Raw genomic sequence first — 16,674 nt, forward strand, 5'->3', positions numbered from 1 at the left:
ATTCTATTAGTCTAATATAAAGAGTTAAGGGAAAAAATGAAAAATCTAATTATTTTTCTATTTATCATAATTACTTTTAATGCATGTTCTGTTACATCACATTATAAAGTTACTGAAAATTTAGAATTTGAATATGTAAATGAAAAAGATAGAAAAACATACGAACTTTTTGGTAAAGAACGAGCGATAAAAGAGATTCAAAAAGATTCACTTACTAGCAATGATGAATTTGAAGATGATTTTTCTGATGAATTTAAAGATGCAAAAGAATCAATGGATCCCCTTGAACCTTATAATAGAGTTATGACTTCATTTAATGATTTCATGTATATAAATTTTTTAACTCCTGTTGCTAAAGGCTATGCTGAAGTAGTTCCAGAAGAAGCACGAGTTGGAATATCTAATTTTTTACATAATATAACTTTTCCTATACGATTTGTAAATAACATATTACAATTTAAAATTAATTATGCAGCAGAAGAGTTAGGAAGATTTGCTGTTAACTCTACAGTTGGTATTCTAGGTTTTATGGATCCAGCAAAAGAGAGCTTTAATTTAGAAAAAAGAGAAGAAGATTTTGGACAAACTCTAGGATATTATGGAGTTGGAGAAGGTTTTCATATTGTTCTTCCAATATATGGACCATCTAACCTTAGAGATGTTATTGGTTCAGTTGGAGATAACTATATAAACCCATTAACAGATGTAAGTTCTATTAAGTATAAGATTCCAGATAGACCTGAAAAAACTTTAGGGATTACTGTATTTAGTACATTAAATAGAACATCTTTAAATTTAGGGAAATATGAAAACTTAAAAAAAGATGCGATAGATGATTTATATCCATTTTTAAAAGATATATATACACAAAACAGAGAAAAACTAATTAAGGAATAAAAGTGATCAGAAAATTAATTTTACCTTTCATTTTATTATTTGCAACCTGTAGTTTTGCAATGACAAAAGCAAATATAGAAATAGAAATGACTAATAAAATTGATAAGGTTTTAATAGTACTAAAAGATTCAAATCTATCAAAAGATGAAAAAGCAAATGAAATTATTTCGATTATGAACGCTGCTTTTGATTATACATTAATGTCAAGATTATCTTTAGGTAGAACTTGGAAAAAAATTTCAAAAGAACAAAGAATTGAATTTATTAAAATTTTCACTCAAATGCTGAAAGATTCTTATGTTGATAAACTTGATTTATATACAGATGAGCTAGTAAAAATAATAGGTACAGAAGAACCTAAAAGAAATAGACTTATTTTAAAAACACAATTAGTTGGAAAAGATGCTAAACATGATATCAATTATAAGTTTTACAAAGTTAAAAATGCTGTAGATACTTGGTTAATATATGATGTGGACTTAATAGGTGTTAGTATTATAAAAACATACCAAGCACAATTCAAAGGGTTCTTAAAAGATAAAACTTTTCAAGAATTGTTAACACATTTAAAAACAAAAAAATAAAAGTTTATGATAAAAAAGTTTTATGACTTATATGTTCTAAAACACCCAATAAAAGTACTTATTTTTCTTTTATTGGGTATCTCTTTTCTAGCTTTTTATTCTACAAAACTAGAAATTGATGCTTCTGCTGAAACACTTCTACTTGATGACGATAAAGATTTACAATTTACAAGAACAATTAGTAAAAGATACTATAACCCAAACTTTTTATTAGTTACTTATAAACCAAATGGTGATTTATTATCTGAAAAGTCATTAAATAAGATAAAAAATATAAGTGATGAATTATTAAAACTTGAAAAAATAGAATCTATTACCTCAATACTAAATGTTCCTTTACTTCAATCTCCTGTACAAGAATTAACTCAGCTTGTAAATAATATAAAAACATTAAGTAGTAAAGACATTGATAAAACTCTTGTAAAAAAGGAGTTCCTAGAATCAGAAATTTATAAAAATAACTTAGTTAGTTTAGATTTCACAACTACTGCACTTCTTTTAAATTTAAAAAATGATGATAAATATATAGAATTACTTGAAAAAAGAAACTCTTTATTATCAAAAAAAAGAGAAAATAAAATTACAAAAGAAGAAATAAAAGAACTTCAAAAAACTATAATAGAATTTAAAAACCATAGAGATATACAAAGAGTTAAAGACCATGAAAATATAGAAGCAATTAGAACTATTTTATCTAAATATCAAAATAAAAACTCTTCACTATTTTTAGGTGGAGTAAATATGATTGCAGATGATATAGTTGGTTTTGTAAAAAATGACCTTCTAATTTATGGTTCAACTTTAGTTTTACTTTTGATTCTTATTTTATGGATTATTTTTAGACAAACAATATGGATAATTCTTCCTATAATAATTTGTACCTTATCTGTTGTATCAACGGCAGGAACATTAGGTTTATTTGGTTGGGAAGTTACTGTAATATCATCAAACTTTATTGCTTTGCAGTTAATTATTACTATTTCAATAGTTTTACACCTTGTTGTAAGATATAGAGAATTAAGTGCAAAATATACAAAATCTAGTCAATATAAACTTGTAATAAATACTATTCTTTCAAAATTAAATCCATCATTTTTTGCAATAATTACGACTATTGCAGGCTTTGGTTCACTTGTTCTTTCTGGAATTCAGCCTGTTAAAAATTTAGGCTGGATGATGAGCACAGGAATTGCAATATCTTTACTAATTGCATTTATTGTTTTTCCAGCTATTCTAATAATGCTAAAAAGAGTAAATGCAACAAATGAATCTAAATTTAAATTAGGAATAATAAGTGGATCAACTCATTTAGTTGAAAAAAGAGGACCGTCTATTATCATAGGTTCAATTTTACTAGTAATATTTAGTTTAACTGGGGCATCAAAATTAATTGTAGAAAATAGCTTTATTAACTACTTTAAAAAAAGTACAGAAATATATAAAGGAATGGAAGTTATAGATGAACATTTAGGAGGAACTACTCCTTTAGATGTTATTTTAACTTTTAATTCTAATGAAGAGCCTACTGTTGAAGTAAAAGAAGAAATAAATAAAGAAGAAATAGAAGACGATTTTGATTCATTTGATGAGGAATATGAAGAAGAAACAAATGATGCACAATATTGGTTCTCTGAAGACAAAATGAAAGCTATTACAAAAGTGCATGATTATTTAAATACTCTTCCTGAAGTTGGAAAAGTACAATCACTTGCAACACTTTTAAAAATAGGTAAGCTTTTAAATAAAGGGGAAGATTTAGATGGATTTAAATTAGCACTTTTATATAATAAACTTCCTATAGAATACAAACAAATTATTTTAGATCCATATATAAATATAGAACATAATCAAGCAAGAATAAGTATTAGAATAGTAGATTCAAATCCAAATCTAAGAAGAAATGATTTAATAAATAAGATAAACAAAGAACTTGATACTGTTATAAATGATAGTTCAATTGAACATAGACTTTCTAACTTAATGATTTTATACAATAATATGCTTCAATCTTTATTTGACTCTCAAATTAAAACTTTGGGATTTGTAGTTGCCATCTTATTTATTATGTTTTTAATACTCTTTAAATCACTTAAAATAGCTATCATTGCAATTTTAGCTAACATAGTTCCTATATCAATTATATTTGGTATTATGGGTTGGTTTAACATCCCTCTTGATATTATGACAATTACTATTGCTGCTATATCTATTGGAATTGGAGTGGATGATACTATTCACTATATCCATAGATTTTATGAAGAGTATAAAAAAGACCATAATTATTTAAATGCAATGAAAAGATCACATGAAAGTATTGGATATGCAATGACATATACTTCATTAGTAGTTATTGTTGGATTCTCTATTTTAGTTTTATCAAACTTAATTCCTACAATATATTTTGGTGTTTTAACAGTAGTTGTAATGATAACAATCTTAGCTTCTGCTTTACTTTTATTGCCAAGATTATTGATATTATTTAAGCCTTATGGGTCTAAAGTAAAATCACATGTTTGAAAAACATCTTCAATGTCCTTACTGTAGACAAGCTATAACTATTTTACTTGATACAGGAGTAGAAGGTTTTACAAATGTTGTCGATGACTGCGAAGTTTGTTGTAGACCTATTGATATAGATTATTGTGTTGAAGAAGGAGAAGTAACTGCTTTCTCATATAATGCAATAGAAGGTAATGAGTTTTAATATGAATATAGCTATTTATTGTGGTTCTTCATTTGGAAATGAAAAAATCTATGAAGAAAAAGCAAAAGAAATAATCAACTATTTATCTAAAAAAAATGTTTCAATAGTTTATGGAGGAAGTAAATCCGGACTTATGGGAACAATTTCAAATGAAGCTATAAAATTAAATATGCAAATTCATGGTGTAATTCCAAAAGACTTAGCAAATAAAGAGATATTAAACAATAATATTTCAAATATTTACTATGTGAATGATATAAGAGAAAGAAAAGCAAAAATGGAAGAACTTTCTGATGCTTTTATAGCAATTCCAGGGGGATATGGAACACTAGAAGAAATAAGTGAAGTTTTTACTTCTATACAAATAGGAAGTCATAATAAACCATGTGCTTTATATAATCAAAATGGATACTATAATAAACTTATTGGTTTTCTAGAAAACTGCGTAATAGAAGGTTTCATAAAGCAAGAACATTTAGATGCAATTATAATAAGTGATGATATAAGTTTTATTTATAACTCTTTTTTAAAATATAAAGCTCCAAAAAGTAAATGGGAACTCTCTTAAACCATTAACTCTTGATTAACTTTTTGTTTCTCTATCATTAATACATAAGCGTTATAATTTTTATACAAAATAAGTAACTGCGAACTACTTATAGAATTTTTGCGAACAACTCTCCTAAAAAACAGAGCGATTTTTGATCTCTCTGTTTTTTTTTATTTAATAAATCAAAAAGAGTTAATAAATCACATTAATTTCACACCAAAATTATATAATTGCTATGTTATTGTTATGTTATAAATGTATAATCCCAACCAAATTTATCAGATATAAAAAGGGTACCTAGAAAAAATGAAAAAACTTGATAAGATTCAAACAGATTTATTACTTACAAATTTAGATGAAGATGGAAAATTATCTTGTTTAAAAGCTTTTAAAGTTGCTCGTCTTATTGGTATGAAACCAAAAGATATGGATGAAATAACTAAATCTATGAATATCAAAATAACTAATTGTGAACTTGGAGTATTTGGAAAATTAAAATTTTCAGAACTTGATGATAATATTTATGACAAATTATCTAGAAACTTTGCACATGAGAAAAAAATTGATTGTGAAGTAGCATTTTATACTGCAAGGGATAAAGGTATGAGCCTTAGAAAAGTAGGTTCTGCAATTAACAACTCTGACATTAAAGTAACACATTGTCAACTTGGATGCTTCTATGATGAAGAATTTGAGAAATACGATGATGCCTAAACCTTTTATTTAAATCTTTTTACTACTTATTTTTTGTATACTTTCAAAAAACTTGAAAGGCATCCTTGAAAAAATATATTCTTTTTGATAATGATGGAGTATTAGTAGAAACTGAGAAATGGTACTTCGAAGCAAATGTAAAAGCACTAAATGAATTAAATATAAAACTTGATGAAGACGTTTACATGGAAATTATGGCAAGAGGTGGAACAGCATGGGAAGTTGCTCAAAAACAAGGTATAAAAAAAGAAATTATTGATGCCCAAAGATTTAAAAGAGATATATACTATCAAGAATTTTTACAAACTAAAGATATTGAAATAGATGGAGTAAAAGATATTTTATCACAACTTAGTAATAAATATAAAATGGCTATCATTACAACATCAAGAAGAGTCGATTTTGATTTAATTCATAAAAATAGAGGAATAGTAGATTTTATGGATTTTACTTTATGTGTAGAAGAATATAAAAGGGCTAAACCCTACCCTGACCCATATCTTGCAGGACTTAAAAAATTTAATGCAAAAAAAGAAGAAACAATAATAGTTGAAGATTCTCAAAGAGGTTTAACTTCTGCATATAATGCAGGCATAGAATGTGTAATAGTAAAAAATGAGTTTACTAAATCACATGATTTTTCAAAAGCAAATTATTTTATAGATAGTTTAAAAGAGTTAAAAACTCTTTTATAACTATCTTTTCTTAAGATATTTTTTCAATCTTTTAATACCCTCTTTCATATGCTTTATATCTCTTGTATATGCAAATCTTAAATATTGATTTGTTTTATTATCTCCAAAATCAATTCCTGGTGTAGTAGCAATATGAATATTCTCTAATAACTCTTTTGCAAAAGCAAAACTATCATTTGTATATTTTGATACATTTGCCCATAAATAAAAAGCCCCATCTGGCTTTGCATCTACTTCAAAAATTTCATCTAACTCTTTATATAAATAATTTCTTCTCTTTTTAAAAGTCTTTTTTATACTTTTTAAATACTCATAATCAAAAGCTTCTAAAGCTGCATATTGGGAAAGTGTTGGTGCAGATATAAAAATATTTTGAGCAATAATTTCTGCTTCTCTGCTTAAATGTTTTGGAACAATAATCCATCCTAATCTAAGTCCTGGCATACAATAATACTTTGAAAAACCATTTATCACAAAAACACTTTTTGAGAATTCTAAAGCAGAGTGAGCCTCTTTTTCATATACTAAACCATGATACAATTCATCTGATATAAAAGAGATACCATTATCATCACAATAATTAACTAACTCTTTTAAATTCTTTTTATTATAAATATTACCTGTTGGATTTGAAGGAGAAGATATTTGAAGGGCATCAATATCATTATTTTTTAAATGTTCAATATTTAACTGATAGTCTGTTGATTTATCAATATTCATAAAAACAGGGTCAATATCAAACATATGAGCAAAGTTTTTATAACATGGGTATGAGGGATCACTTAATCCTAACTTTCCTTTGTGTTTCAAAGTCAAAGTATATGCAATTAAAAAAGCACCTGATGTTCCTGGTGTTAATAAAACTTGTGAATCATCTATTTTAACATTGTAAGTTTTTTTATAATGTTTAACAATCTTTTTTCTTAACTCTAAAAGTCCTAGACTTTCTGTATAAGAGAACTTATCATCATCTAAAGCTTTTTTTAGTCTTTTTTTCACTTTTGGACTTGGAGTTAAATCAGGTTGTCCTATTTCAAAGTGTATCGTATCTTCGTATTTTAAAGCATCTCTTACAATATCCATAACAATAAAAGAGCTCATTTTTTCGTATCTCATTAAATATCCTATTTATAATTAAAGAAAATATTATATCTAAGTTAGGATAATAAGTAATTTTGAGGAATATAACACAATGAAATTAACCAAGTGAAGGAGAAGAATTAATACTTGCATTAATTTACATTGTGTAATTTGGCTGTGTAGTTTTACATCAAATTCTTAATGTATTGAAACTATAACAGATTAGCCTTAAACAGTTTTATAAATAAAAAACAAATAGGAGTATTTTAGTCTCATTTAAGTTTCAAGGAAAAAGTTTATTATTTAGAAGTCACTTTAACATAACCTGAGCAACTTTTTGATAGCATTGCATATATTATTTAAGGATTAACATGCAATATTTTGGAATTTTAGAAACTAAATATGAAGAACTTTTTTTAACATCTAGTTATTTATATTTTAATAAAGAGGATGAAACAATAACTCCTAAAGAATTAAAACAATTAATAAAAACAAATAAAGATAGAAAAAAGAACATTGCAGGAACAGTCTTTCTTTATAACCCTGTCGTAACTCCAATTGGTTTTGATTCTAACAAATTTTTATTAGAACAAGATTTTGATCAATTTGATGAATATATTGAATTAAAAGCAGAAAGTTATATAACTACTTTTAAACAAGCAATGGCTAAACAATGCCAAGGGAAACTCGTAGAAATAAAAAATTTATTTAATTTAGTTGAAGAAAATATTGACGCTTCACAACTACTTATGAAATTCAATGCAGATTTAGAAACATATAATTCTTCTCAAAATACTGAATTTGATAGAGATATTATGTATCTTGATGCACAAAATATTATTCCAACAGGGAAATTTGTATTTTTTGCATGGGGTGAAAAGATAAATCCAAAAGAATTTCCATATATAAATGATTATGCCAAATTAATCTATGATAGAACAGTGCAAATGGGTAAAAAAGTTGCATTTGTATACAAAAAAGAGAAAACACTTGATGGTTCTATTGAATTATTACAGTTTGCATCTCCTGTACAGTACTCAAAATATAAACATGCAATTAACCATTCAATCAAAAAATCGTTTGAATCTAACCCACCTGTTTCAATTCCTTACGAATAAAGTTAACTTAAATTGACTTTATATATTTTGTGTGATATTATTTTATAAATTAAAGTTAAAGGGACAAATATGAATGTTTACGAATACGCTATGAAAGTTGAAAAAGAAGGAGAAGCATACTATAGAGAAATGGCAGCTGCTGCAACAAATGCAGGACTAAAAAGAATCTTTACTATGCTAGCTGATGAAGAAGTTAAACATTACAATGTTTTTAAAAATATGATGAAAAAAGAGGACATGGATTTAGAAGAATTAGACTTAATCACTGATACTCAAACAATTTTTCAAACACTTAATGAAGAAAAAGATAATGTAACTTTTGATGCTGACCAAATTAAATTTTACAAAGATGCAATTGCAAGAGAAGAAGACTCTCATGATTTTTATGCTGAAAAAGCAGCTGAACTAGATAATGAAAAACAAAAAAAGATTTTTCTACATGTTGCAAAAGAAGAAATCAAACATAAACAAATTCTTGAAGAAATTGTAGCATTTCTTGAAGAACCAGCTGACTGGGTTGCAAGCGCAGAATTTTAATACTACTAAAAACTAAAAGCAGAAGGTTTTCACTGCTTTTAGTTTTAAATCATAAACTTTTCTTACGTATGAAATATTTTCAAGTCCAGAATAGGCACTTTTAGGAGAAGAGAAATACTTTTCTTGAATAATATAACTACTTCAAACGTAAAAATTTAATTTCTACCTAGGAGTGGTATATGAAATAATATACAATTAAAACTTAATACTACCTTTAAGTAGAATTAATTTAAGCAAAATTATCATAAAATATAAAATATATAAAAATTAGGAAATATATTGAAACTCAATACAACTTCTAAATATGCAATTAGAATATTGATATTAATTGCAAAAGATAGTATTAACAAATATAATGCAAAGAAAATATCTGAGAGCTTGGATATTCCATATAAATATTTAACTAAACTAATGACTTCTCTTACAAAAGCAGGATTAATTACATCACAAAGAGGACGAGAAGGTGGTTTTGTATTAACAAAAGATTCAAGTGAGATTTTTGTATCTGATATACTCAATGCCGTAAATGAAAGTATTGAAAAAAAAGAGTGCTTACTTGGCGTAGGCTTATGCACAGGTACCAATAAATGTGGATTACATGATGATTGGCAAAAACCAAAAAATCTTTTACTAAAAATGTTTGAAAAAAAATCACTAAAAATTTTAACAGAACAAGCAATCAAGTTTTAAAGAAGAGGATTACCCTCTTCTTTTATAAACCTATTATTTTATATTTTCCGTTATTATCTCTTTTTAATTCTAACTTATTAAATTCTTCATTATCTAAAGTAACAAAATAATGACCATATTCATCAGCTTGTCTGATACCACTTACTTTTATATCTCTAAAATATAAGATATGATTATCTAACGAATTTAAAATACTTTTTTTATCATTTTGAACCATTGTGTTTACTATTTTATCATCCATATTTTTTAATGCAGTCAAAAACTTATTTGCTTCATCCACAGCAACAACTTCATTTGCAAACATTGCATATGTTAAACTACTTAATAAAATTAATTTTTTCATTTTTATCCTTTTTATCACTACCTATAAGTAGTATTTAATCGAATAGTATTCTATTTATACTTAATACTACCTTTAGGTAGCAATTAAATTTACATATTCTTTTTTATTTATATTATAAGAAGAATATACTAATAAGAGGAATTTCAATTGCAAGTTCAGTATAAAACTTAGTTTAAAGAAAATTTCTGATTTAACTTCTAAATATATTATCGTTTGTTAAAAAGTTCTAAAAGTTAATAAAACTTTTGCCACAACATGGATATCTTTTAAATCATAAATTAAATGAGAATAATCACTATTTATAGATACAAACCTTGTTTTACCATCTAAGATAAGAGCTTTTTTAATCCACATTTTATTTTCTTTATAAACTAAATATATAGAATCATTTATAATCTCTTTTTGTGATAAATCAGCGACAACTAATGCTCTATCATTAATAACAGGTTGCATTGACTCACCATCAACTCTTACAACAAATAAAGAATTTAGATTATATTTTTTGGGTAATAAGTCTTTTGAAAACTCAATTTTCTTATCTTTATTATTGTCAAAAATATCTTTATACTCTAAAGTAATTAAATCTAATTTTTCCATATTACAAGCTTGCTAATTTTTTTACAATTTCTTTTGCTTCTTGGGCATCAAAAAAAATATTATTATGTAATTGATGACTTGCTAATTTTAAATACTCTATTTTCTTTTGTTGTAGATTTATACTATCATCTTTATATCTATTTATAATTTCAGTCATCTCATCTTCATATTTTTTTATGAGCTCCTCTTTTTTTATAGGTGCAGGTTTAGAAGAAGTTATAGATTTTTTTGAAAAAATATATATTATAAAAGCAAGGATTAAAAATGCCAAAATAAGGATTAGTAATTCTGACATTTTAATTTCCTACTTTAATTTGAAGGTGTAGATGGAACAATAATTGGCTTTTTATTTAAAGACTTAGCTTCAAGGGCAATAGATTCTGCTCTTTTTGCAATAGTTAATGCTTCTTCAACCATTTTTCTATTTTCATTTTCAATACTTATATTATCTATTCTTTCAATAAGTGTTCTAAATTCCATATGTCCAAGAACTTCAAGAACTCCAGGAGCTTTAGAAATAAACTCAATATACTCTGGATCTCTCCAGTTGCTAGTTAAAGACTCATCTAGATAGTGCTTATACTCTGAGTTAATCTTAGTAGGATTAGCAATAAATGCCAAATCTAAATTAATATCATCTTTTTTATTAAAATATAAATCATGTAACTGTTGTAAATATCCACTTAATTTTAAAGAAGAAATATAATCATAAACTTTCTGATTTTCTTCTTTTTCCAGTAAGTAATCTAATATATTAATAGATACTTCTGATTCTCCACTAGTTAATAACTCCTCAACTTTTTCATTACAATTTTTATATACTTGTTTTGATTCTTTTTCATCTAAAGCTTCAATAAATTTAAATAATTCTAAATTGTATCCATAAGAAAATTGGTTTATAGTATCTATCATTGGTGTTAATATTGTAGATGAATCTTCTAAAGTATTTGCATACTTAATGATTCTATTAACATTATTTACTTCATCACTCGTAAAATACGTATTTTGATAATAGTAAGCTATCTCTTCATTTAAATTTATATCTAATAACTCTTTTGATTTTGTGTCATAAAACTCTGTTAATTCTTGATTTTTATACTTTGCAGAACCATCTGCTAATTGTTTATACTTTTGTGAAACTTCTAAATACTTATCAATTTTATCTGAAATACTCATATTTGCTAAAAGTTTAGATGTTCTAAATAAAATATGATCCTTACTTGCATTTAATACATCTGCAACTTTTAATCCTCTTTTTGGAAGTTCATCAACTAATGCAGAGATTTTTTCATTATATTCATCATAACTTTTTGAGTCTTGGATTTTATCAACTAACTTTACAGCAAAAGAAATTTTAATTGATCTTCTTATTAAAAAGTAAATTACTAAAAGAATAAATAAAATGACACCTATAAGTATTAAAACCTCATTGGGAGCTTGTTTATAAATATCCAGTATATTATATTTTGATTCTTTTGCAATCGATAAAAACTCGGTAACTGACATTGTTTTTCCTTCTAAAGTATTTGTAAACTTAAGATATTAGTATACAAAAATAAACTTGATTTTTATTTATAATTTATTCACCACACTGAGGTTTTATATCAGAATCTTTTGCATAATAAATAAAAAATGCTTTTAAATCTAAAGCTATATTATCAAATTTTTCACTTGATAAAAACTTCTTAAAATCATCATTTATTGTGCTATATTTGCTTTTAAATCCCTGAGCATTATTTGAAAAAAGATCTTCCCACTCTTTTTTAGTATGTTTAATAGTAAACATATCTCCTTTGACATTAATAATTGGATTGATTATATATCTAAAATAAGTGTGACCTTTGTCAACATCTCCAAGAGAAGAAGCAAAAAGTAAGATTGAAGATAATATTGTGATTAAAATATATTTCATAAAGTACATCATACCTTATTAGTAGTTTTAAAAAAATTTATTCACTAAATTAATCTAAACTATAAAGTACGATGTGACTTTTTAACGCATTTTATTTATTAATTAAATTCTCAATATCAGAAAACTCAACTTCACCAATATATTTTTTTAAGAACTTTCCATCAGGTCCATAAACAAAAGATTCCGGAAACATTTTAACATCATCAAAAGCTTTTGCTATTCTATAATTCTCTTCTCCAATTGTTACAGGAAAATTTATTTTATATTTTGTCATAAAATCTGCTAACTCTTTAACATCTTTATTTTTTTCTACTAATATACCAATAATTTGGAACTTATCTTTATGTTTTTCCTGTAAAGAGGTTAAAATTGGCATCTCTCTAAGACAAGGAGCACACCAAGTTGCCCAAAAATTTAGCATCACATATTTGCCATTTAATTGTTTTGATGTTAAAACATCATTTTCAACTTTAAACTCGATTGTATTACCATCTGTAGTTTTAAATGAGTAATTTTTATTACTCTGTGCTTTTAATTCTTTAAAGCTTTTATTATCTTCAATAATAGTTGTTGCTTCTTCATCTGAATTACATCCACTAAATATTAGTATCGCAATAAGCGAACTAAAAATTAAAAAAAGTTTTTTCATTTTTTTCCCTTACTTATAGATTTCTGATTCTACTAAATCTAAAAAATCTTGATAAATTAATTTTTCAAGTTTTTTTCCATTTACAAAAAAAGTAGGAGTTCCTCTTACACCAAGAGTTGCTGCATCTTGTCTATCTAATGCTAACATATCACTAATATCAATTGTATCCGCATCTTGTTTTAATTTCTCTACATCAAGACCTTCAATATTTGGTAAAAAATTCCAAAGAAGTTGAGGATTTGGATTATTTTTTGCTGCCCAAGCTGGTTGATATTTATATACTAAATCAGTCACTTCTTTATATTTATTTTGTTTTCTAGATGCTTCCATTATTTTTATAACATATTCAGAATTTCTATGATTTGCTAAATATCTTATAACTAAATGTATATCTTCGTAATATTCTTTATAAATATTATATATTGCTGGATGAAAAGTTCTACAAGCAGGACATTCAGGATCAGTAAACTCTGTAATGATAATATTCTTTTTATTATCACCCATTCTTACAGAATGGTCTCTAACAAAAGGAGCTCCTTTTGAACTAGTTTTTGCTAAAGTTTCAACGTTTGATGATTCACTTTTTTTAAATCCTATAATCGCACCAATAAATACTAAAGCTAATACAGCTACTGAAATAAAAACAATTTTTTTATTTTGCATTGTTACCCTTTTTTAAACCTATAATTAAAAAAATAAAAATTAATGAATATGAAAGTAAAGATAAAAATGGAATATTTATAAATCCAAAATACTCAAAATATTCAGTTGAACAAGGAACTCCTTGTCTACAAGGAACTACACTTTCAGGGATTATTCCCCACATCAATAAATTATGATAAATTGAAAAGAAAAGTCCTACAAGAACTATAGGAAAAGAATACTTAAAAATCTTATCATCAGGATAAAGTAAATTTATTAAAAATATTAAAACAAGTGGATACATAAATATTCTTTGATACCAACACATTGAACAAGGTATAAACTCCATAATTTCACTAAAAAATAAAGAACCAAGAGTAGCAGTTGAAGCTACTAAAAAACTTAAAAAAACTAATGTGGAATTCATTGTTTTATTATCCATAATTATCCTAATAAAAAATTTTGTGATTATATCTAAATCTTGTGGAGACTATGTGGATTTACGTCTACTTTTTTTATACTCTTTTCTTATTTCTTGTGCAAGTTTATGAACAGCCATAGCATAATAATTACTTCTATTATACCTTGTAATTACATAAAAATTTTTTGTACCATACCATAATTCGTCATGTCTATATCTATCAAGCTTAACTAGATGTACTTTTTTATTATAATAGAACCTTCCACTTCTTGGTTTAATTCCTTTAAGTCTTGAGCGCTTATACTTATACTTAAATCCTGTTTTTAATCGTGTAAATCTTTTTCCCTTATAAGAGACTCTAGTTGCAACTGGTATTTTTCTATTCCAACCTGATTTATTAAAATAATTTGCAATACTTCCTATTGCATCAATGTCATGATTTAGATTTACTTTTCCATCTTTATTAAAATCTACTGCTAATTTTTTAAAATTACTTGGCATAAATTGAGCTAATCCAATTGCTCCTGCAAATGAACCATAAACTTTTTTTGGGTTTTGTTTTTCTTTTTTCATTAATTTTAAAAAAGCTTTCAACTCACTTTTAAAAAATTTATTTCGTCGATTTTCTTCAAAAGCTAATGTTACAAGAGCATCAAATACAGGATAAGTTCCTGTATATTCTCCATAATAACTTTCTATACCAATAATAGCTGTAATATATTCAGATTGTACTCCATATTTTTTATATGCTTTATATAAAGCTTTTTTATTTCTTTTCATAAATTCAACACCAAGATCTACTCTTCTTTGTGTTAAAAGCTTTTTTTCATACCTATCCCAACTGCCATGATATCGCTTAGTTTCAAAATCTGGCCTTTTCACTTTTGTATAATATTTTAAAGATGAAGTTTGAACAAAAACCTTTGAAAATAGTTTTTTTAAATCATTTTTCTTGAACTTGTCTTTTTTTACAAGTTCATTTATGAATCTTTTAACTTCAAGATTTTTATTATAATTCTTTGTATATGCAAAAAGATTTGTAGATAAAAATAGTGCTAATATTACTTTAAAAATGTTCTTTGTTTTCATAACAAAACAATATCATAAAATATAAAAAAATCATATAAAAAATTATAAGTAGAAAATTAAATCTAGTTTAAAATTAAAAAATAGATAATTTACAAAAAAAATTATAATCTTGATTGAGATACAATTTTTCCATAAAGACCAAACTAAAGGATTCAAAATGAAAAAAGGTATAGCATTAATTTTAAGCTCAATGTTTATTTTAGTCTCTGTTGCATTTGCTGAACATCATGGTGAAAAAAAGATGATGGAAAAGAAAATGATGAAAAAAGAAATGATGAAAAAAGAAAGACCTAACAATATTGATAAAAATAATGTAGGTATTACAGAGGCAGAACAACCTGATCAAACAGATCCAACGCTTATAGAAGGTAATTTAGAAAATAACGATTTTAAAAACTAAGAGAAATCCTCTTAGTTTTTAGTAAGTTTTACTTTCTTATAGATGTTGCTGTTAAAAATATATAATATTTTCCAGTTAAAGTCACTCTGAATTTCTTTTGTTGAAGATACTTCTTACAAAAAAATGCATCTTTATAAAGTATAGACATCTCAGAAAATGAATAATTTGGAGCTTTTGCACCATAAATAATTTCACCATCAATCCACCTACAGTTAGGGAATCCAAGTATCATCGAACCATCATTATTTAGATAGTTCTGAACAATATCCATAAAAGTTTTATTGAAATCCAAATTTGAGCTTTGCAAAGTTCCTATTGAAATAATCAAATCAAATTTTCCCAAAGCTAGCTCATCTAAGCAATTTATATCTTGTGCATAGAATTTTACATTTGTTTTTTCTTTAAACTTATCTTTTGCAAAGGCTATAGCAGATTCGCAATAATCTATTCCTACAAACTCATGTTCTGGAAATTTATCATATATACTTTCAATTATTTCAAATTCTTCACCAGTGTTAACACCTAAATTTAAAATTCTTTTTCTCTTTTCTATCTTTACATTTTGTAATGCTTCAAAATATGATAATAAAACTTCAGGTTCTTCATTTTTATTTATTTCAAAAAAAGTTGACCCTACTCCATACTTTTCCTCTTTTTCACTATTTTTATTATGAAAACTATCAGTTAAATCAAGTTTTTCAAACTCTAAACGAACATATACTTCAGAAACTTTAATTGGAGTTAACATTCTAGAAAAAAGTTTTTGAGCTAAATCTTGCCAAGCTTTATAACCTCTATAAAGGTACTCTTTTTTATCAATTATTACAATTTCACCTGCATATTTTGACTTAAATAAATCAGGATTTAATACTTCAAATTGGCAAGTTTTCTCTTTTTCTAGATTTTTTTTAACTATTTGAATTATTTCAAACATAGATTCTGATGTAAATCTTATCATTTATTAATACTTTTTATTTTGATTATATCAAATTATGATTTATTAGCTGTTTGAACTATTAGAATTTATAAATTCCTATTTATCATATTATTAT

General features: G+C 25.4%; 22 protein-coding genes. 11 read left to right on the forward strand and 11 right to left on the reverse strand.

Annotated elements, in window-relative coordinates; all coding sequences use genetic code 11:
* Nucleotides 1-36: 36 nt before the first annotated feature.
* The 7 genes from BT997_RS10950 (at nt 37) to BT997_RS10980 (ending at nt 6,144) form a co-directional block, all read left to right on the forward strand.
* A complete protein-coding gene (locus tag BT997_RS10950) occupies nt 37-897 on the forward strand; it encodes a VacJ family lipoprotein (protein ID WP_083568692.1) in 861 nt (286 codons plus the stop codon).
* Nucleotides 898-899: 2 nt separating this feature from the next.
* Nucleotides 900-1,481 (forward strand): ABC transporter substrate-binding protein, encoded by a 582-nt coding sequence (locus tag BT997_RS10955; protein ID WP_072681938.1) that lies wholly within the window; start codon nt 900-902, stop codon nt 1,479-1,481.
* Between the two features lie 6 nt (nt 1,482-1,487).
* A complete protein-coding gene (locus tag BT997_RS10960) occupies nt 1,488-3,998 on the forward strand; it encodes an RND family transporter (protein WP_072681939.1) in 2,511 nt (836 codons plus the stop codon).
* Complete coding sequence (locus BT997_RS10965) at nt 3,991-4,185, forward strand: CPXCG motif-containing cysteine-rich protein (protein ID WP_072681940.1); 195 nt, start codon at nt 3,991-3,993, stop codon at nt 4,183-4,185. The genes BT997_RS10960 and BT997_RS10965 overlap by 8 nt, the downstream gene beginning before the upstream one ends.
* 1 nt (nt 4,186) lies before the next feature.
* The gene (locus BT997_RS10970) at nt 4,187-4,753 is read left to right on the forward strand and encodes a TIGR00730 family Rossman fold protein (RefSeq protein ID WP_072681984.1); all 567 of its coding nucleotides are present in this window, start codon (nt 4,187-4,189) and stop codon (nt 4,751-4,753) included.
* A gap of 288 nt (nt 4,754-5,041) precedes the next feature.
* Nucleotides 5,042-5,449: a ModE family transcriptional regulator gene (locus tag BT997_RS10975; RefSeq protein ID WP_072681941.1), complete on the forward strand. Its 408-nt coding sequence runs from the start codon at nt 5,042-5,044 to the stop codon at nt 5,447-5,449.
* A gap of 65 nt (nt 5,450-5,514) precedes the next feature.
* Complete coding sequence (locus BT997_RS10980; RefSeq protein ID WP_072681942.1) at nt 5,515-6,144, forward strand: HAD family phosphatase; 630 nt, start codon at nt 5,515-5,517, stop codon at nt 6,142-6,144.
* Here BT997_RS10980 and BT997_RS10985 read toward each other — a convergent pair whose 3' ends face one another.
* Complete coding sequence (locus BT997_RS10985; RefSeq protein ID WP_072681943.1) at nt 6,145-7,260, reverse strand: pyridoxal phosphate-dependent aminotransferase; 1,116 nt, start codon at nt 7,258-7,260, stop codon at nt 6,145-6,147.
* Nucleotides 7,261-7,595: 335 nt separating this feature from the next.
* Between BT997_RS10985 and BT997_RS10990 the strand changes: the two genes are divergently transcribed.
* From BT997_RS10990 to BT997_RS11000, 3 genes are all read left to right on the forward strand, one after another.
* Nucleotides 7,596-8,342 (forward strand): hypothetical protein, encoded by a 747-nt coding sequence (locus BT997_RS10990; protein ID WP_072681944.1) that lies wholly within the window; start codon nt 7,596-7,598, stop codon nt 8,340-8,342.
* A 69-nt stretch (nt 8,343-8,411) separates the two neighbouring features.
* Complete coding sequence (locus tag BT997_RS10995; RefSeq protein WP_072681945.1) at nt 8,412-8,879, forward strand: ferritin family protein; 468 nt, start codon at nt 8,412-8,414, stop codon at nt 8,877-8,879.
* A gap of 279 nt (nt 8,880-9,158) precedes the next feature.
* Nucleotides 9,159-9,569, forward strand: a complete 411-nt coding sequence (locus BT997_RS11000; RefSeq protein ID WP_072681946.1) for an Rrf2 family transcriptional regulator — start codon at nt 9,159-9,161, stop codon at nt 9,567-9,569.
* A gap of 22 nt (nt 9,570-9,591) precedes the next feature.
* Here the strand turns inward: BT997_RS11000 and BT997_RS11005 are convergent, their stop codons facing one another.
* From BT997_RS11005 to mltB, 9 genes are all read right to left on the reverse strand, one after another.
* Nucleotides 9,592-9,912, reverse strand: coding sequence for a hypothetical protein (locus BT997_RS11005; protein WP_072681947.1), 321 nt, complete (start codon nt 9,910-9,912; stop codon nt 9,592-9,594).
* Nucleotides 9,913-10,128: 216 nt separating this feature from the next.
* A complete protein-coding gene (locus BT997_RS11010; RefSeq protein WP_072681948.1) occupies nt 10,129-10,509 on the reverse strand; it encodes a S24 family peptidase in 381 nt (126 codons plus the stop codon).
* A 1-nt stretch (nt 10,510) separates the two neighbouring features.
* A complete protein-coding gene (locus tag BT997_RS11015) occupies nt 10,511-10,804 on the reverse strand; it encodes a hypothetical protein (RefSeq protein ID WP_072681949.1) in 294 nt (97 codons plus the stop codon).
* A 14-nt stretch (nt 10,805-10,818) separates the two neighbouring features.
* Nucleotides 10,819-12,015, reverse strand: coding sequence for a hypothetical protein (locus tag BT997_RS11020; protein ID WP_072681950.1), 1,197 nt, complete (start codon nt 12,013-12,015; stop codon nt 10,819-10,821).
* A 73-nt stretch (nt 12,016-12,088) separates the two neighbouring features.
* Nucleotides 12,089-12,421 (reverse strand): hypothetical protein, encoded by a 333-nt coding sequence (locus BT997_RS11025; RefSeq protein WP_072681951.1) that lies wholly within the window; start codon nt 12,419-12,421, stop codon nt 12,089-12,091.
* Nucleotides 12,422-12,512: 91 nt separating this feature from the next.
* Entirely contained in the window at nt 12,513-13,070 is a 558-nt protein-coding gene (locus BT997_RS11030) for a TlpA disulfide reductase family protein (protein ID WP_072681952.1), read from the reverse strand.
* A 9-nt stretch (nt 13,071-13,079) separates the two neighbouring features.
* Nucleotides 13,080-13,733, reverse strand: coding sequence for a thioredoxin domain-containing protein (locus tag BT997_RS11035; protein ID WP_072681953.1), 654 nt, complete (start codon nt 13,731-13,733; stop codon nt 13,080-13,082).
* The gene (locus BT997_RS11040; protein ID WP_072681954.1) at nt 13,723-14,154 is read right to left on the reverse strand and encodes a disulfide oxidoreductase; all 432 of its coding nucleotides are present in this window, start codon (nt 14,152-14,154) and stop codon (nt 13,723-13,725) included. The genes BT997_RS11035 and BT997_RS11040 overlap by 11 nt, the downstream gene beginning before the upstream one ends.
* A gap of 48 nt (nt 14,155-14,202) precedes the next feature.
* Nucleotides 14,203-15,222, reverse strand: a complete 1,020-nt coding sequence (gene mltB, locus BT997_RS11045) for a lytic murein transglycosylase B (protein ID WP_072681955.1) — start codon at nt 15,220-15,222, stop codon at nt 14,203-14,205.
* Between the two features lie 157 nt (nt 15,223-15,379).
* Here mltB and BT997_RS11050 point away from each other — a divergent pair, with 157 nt between their 5' ends.
* Complete coding sequence (locus BT997_RS11050) at nt 15,380-15,622, forward strand: hypothetical protein (RefSeq protein WP_072681956.1); 243 nt, start codon at nt 15,380-15,382, stop codon at nt 15,620-15,622.
* Between the two features lie 28 nt (nt 15,623-15,650).
* Here the strand turns inward: BT997_RS11050 and BT997_RS11055 are convergent, their stop codons facing one another.
* Nucleotides 15,651-16,580: a class I SAM-dependent methyltransferase gene (locus tag BT997_RS11055; protein WP_072681957.1), complete on the reverse strand. Its 930-nt coding sequence runs from the start codon at nt 16,578-16,580 to the stop codon at nt 15,651-15,653.
* Between the last annotated feature and the right edge of the window lie 94 nt (nt 16,581-16,674).

This window comes from Arcobacter sp. LA11, assembly GCF_001895145.1.
Taxonomy (GTDB): Bacteria; Campylobacterota; Campylobacteria; order Campylobacterales; family Arcobacteraceae; genus Halarcobacter.

Bases quoted from the DNA above. Each gene is read 5' to 3' on its own strand.
- BT997_RS10950 (WP_083568692.1), top strand. From the start codon at position 37: ATGAAAAATCTAATTATTTTTCTATTTATCATAATTACTTTTAATGCA.
- BT997_RS10960 (WP_072681939.1), top strand. From the start codon at position 1,488: ATGATAAAAAAGTTTTATGACTTATATGTTCTAAAACACCCAATAAAA.
- BT997_RS10965 (WP_072681940.1), top strand. From the start codon at position 3,991: ATGTTTGAAAAACATCTTCAATGTCCTTACTGTAGACAAGCTATAACT.
- BT997_RS10970 (WP_072681984.1), top strand. From the start codon at position 4,187: ATGAATATAGCTATTTATTGTGGTTCTTCATTTGGAAATGAAAAAATC.
- BT997_RS10975 (WP_072681941.1), top strand. From the start codon at position 5,042: ATGAAAAAACTTGATAAGATTCAAACAGATTTATTACTTACAAATTTA.
- BT997_RS10985 (WP_072681943.1), bottom strand. From the start codon at position 7,260: ATGAGATACGAAAAAATGAGCTCTTTTATTGTTATGGATATTGTAAGA.
- BT997_RS10990 (WP_072681944.1), top strand. From the start codon at position 7,596: ATGCAATATTTTGGAATTTTAGAAACTAAATATGAAGAACTTTTTTTA.
- BT997_RS10995 (WP_072681945.1), top strand. From the start codon at position 8,412: ATGAATGTTTACGAATACGCTATGAAAGTTGAAAAAGAAGGAGAAGCA.
- BT997_RS11005 (WP_072681947.1), bottom strand. From the start codon at position 9,912: ATGAAAAAATTAATTTTATTAAGTAGTTTAACATATGCAATGTTTGCA.
- BT997_RS11010 (WP_072681948.1), bottom strand. From the start codon at position 10,509: ATGGAAAAATTAGATTTAATTACTTTAGAGTATAAAGATATTTTTGAC.
- BT997_RS11015 (WP_072681949.1), bottom strand. From the start codon at position 10,804: ATGTCAGAATTACTAATCCTTATTTTGGCATTTTTAATCCTTGCTTTT.
- BT997_RS11020 (WP_072681950.1), bottom strand. From the start codon at position 12,015: ATGTCAGTTACCGAGTTTTTATCGATTGCAAAAGAATCAAAATATAAT.
- BT997_RS11025 (WP_072681951.1), bottom strand. From the start codon at position 12,421: ATGAAATATATTTTAATCACAATATTATCTTCAATCTTACTTTTTGCT.
- BT997_RS11030 (WP_072681952.1), bottom strand. From the start codon at position 13,070: ATGAAAAAACTTTTTTTAATTTTTAGTTCGCTTATTGCGATACTAATA.
- BT997_RS11035 (WP_072681953.1), bottom strand. From the start codon at position 13,733: ATGCAAAATAAAAAAATTGTTTTTATTTCAGTAGCTGTATTAGCTTTA.
- BT997_RS11040 (WP_072681954.1), bottom strand. From the start codon at position 14,154: ATGGATAATAAAACAATGAATTCCACATTAGTTTTTTTAAGTTTTTTA.
- mltB (WP_072681955.1), bottom strand. From the start codon at position 15,222: ATGAAAACAAAGAACATTTTTAAAGTAATATTAGCACTATTTTTATCT.
- BT997_RS11050 (WP_072681956.1), top strand. From the start codon at position 15,380: ATGAAAAAAGGTATAGCATTAATTTTAAGCTCAATGTTTATTTTAGTC.
- BT997_RS11055 (WP_072681957.1), bottom strand. From the start codon at position 16,580: ATGATAAGATTTACATCAGAATCTATGTTTGAAATAATTCAAATAGTT.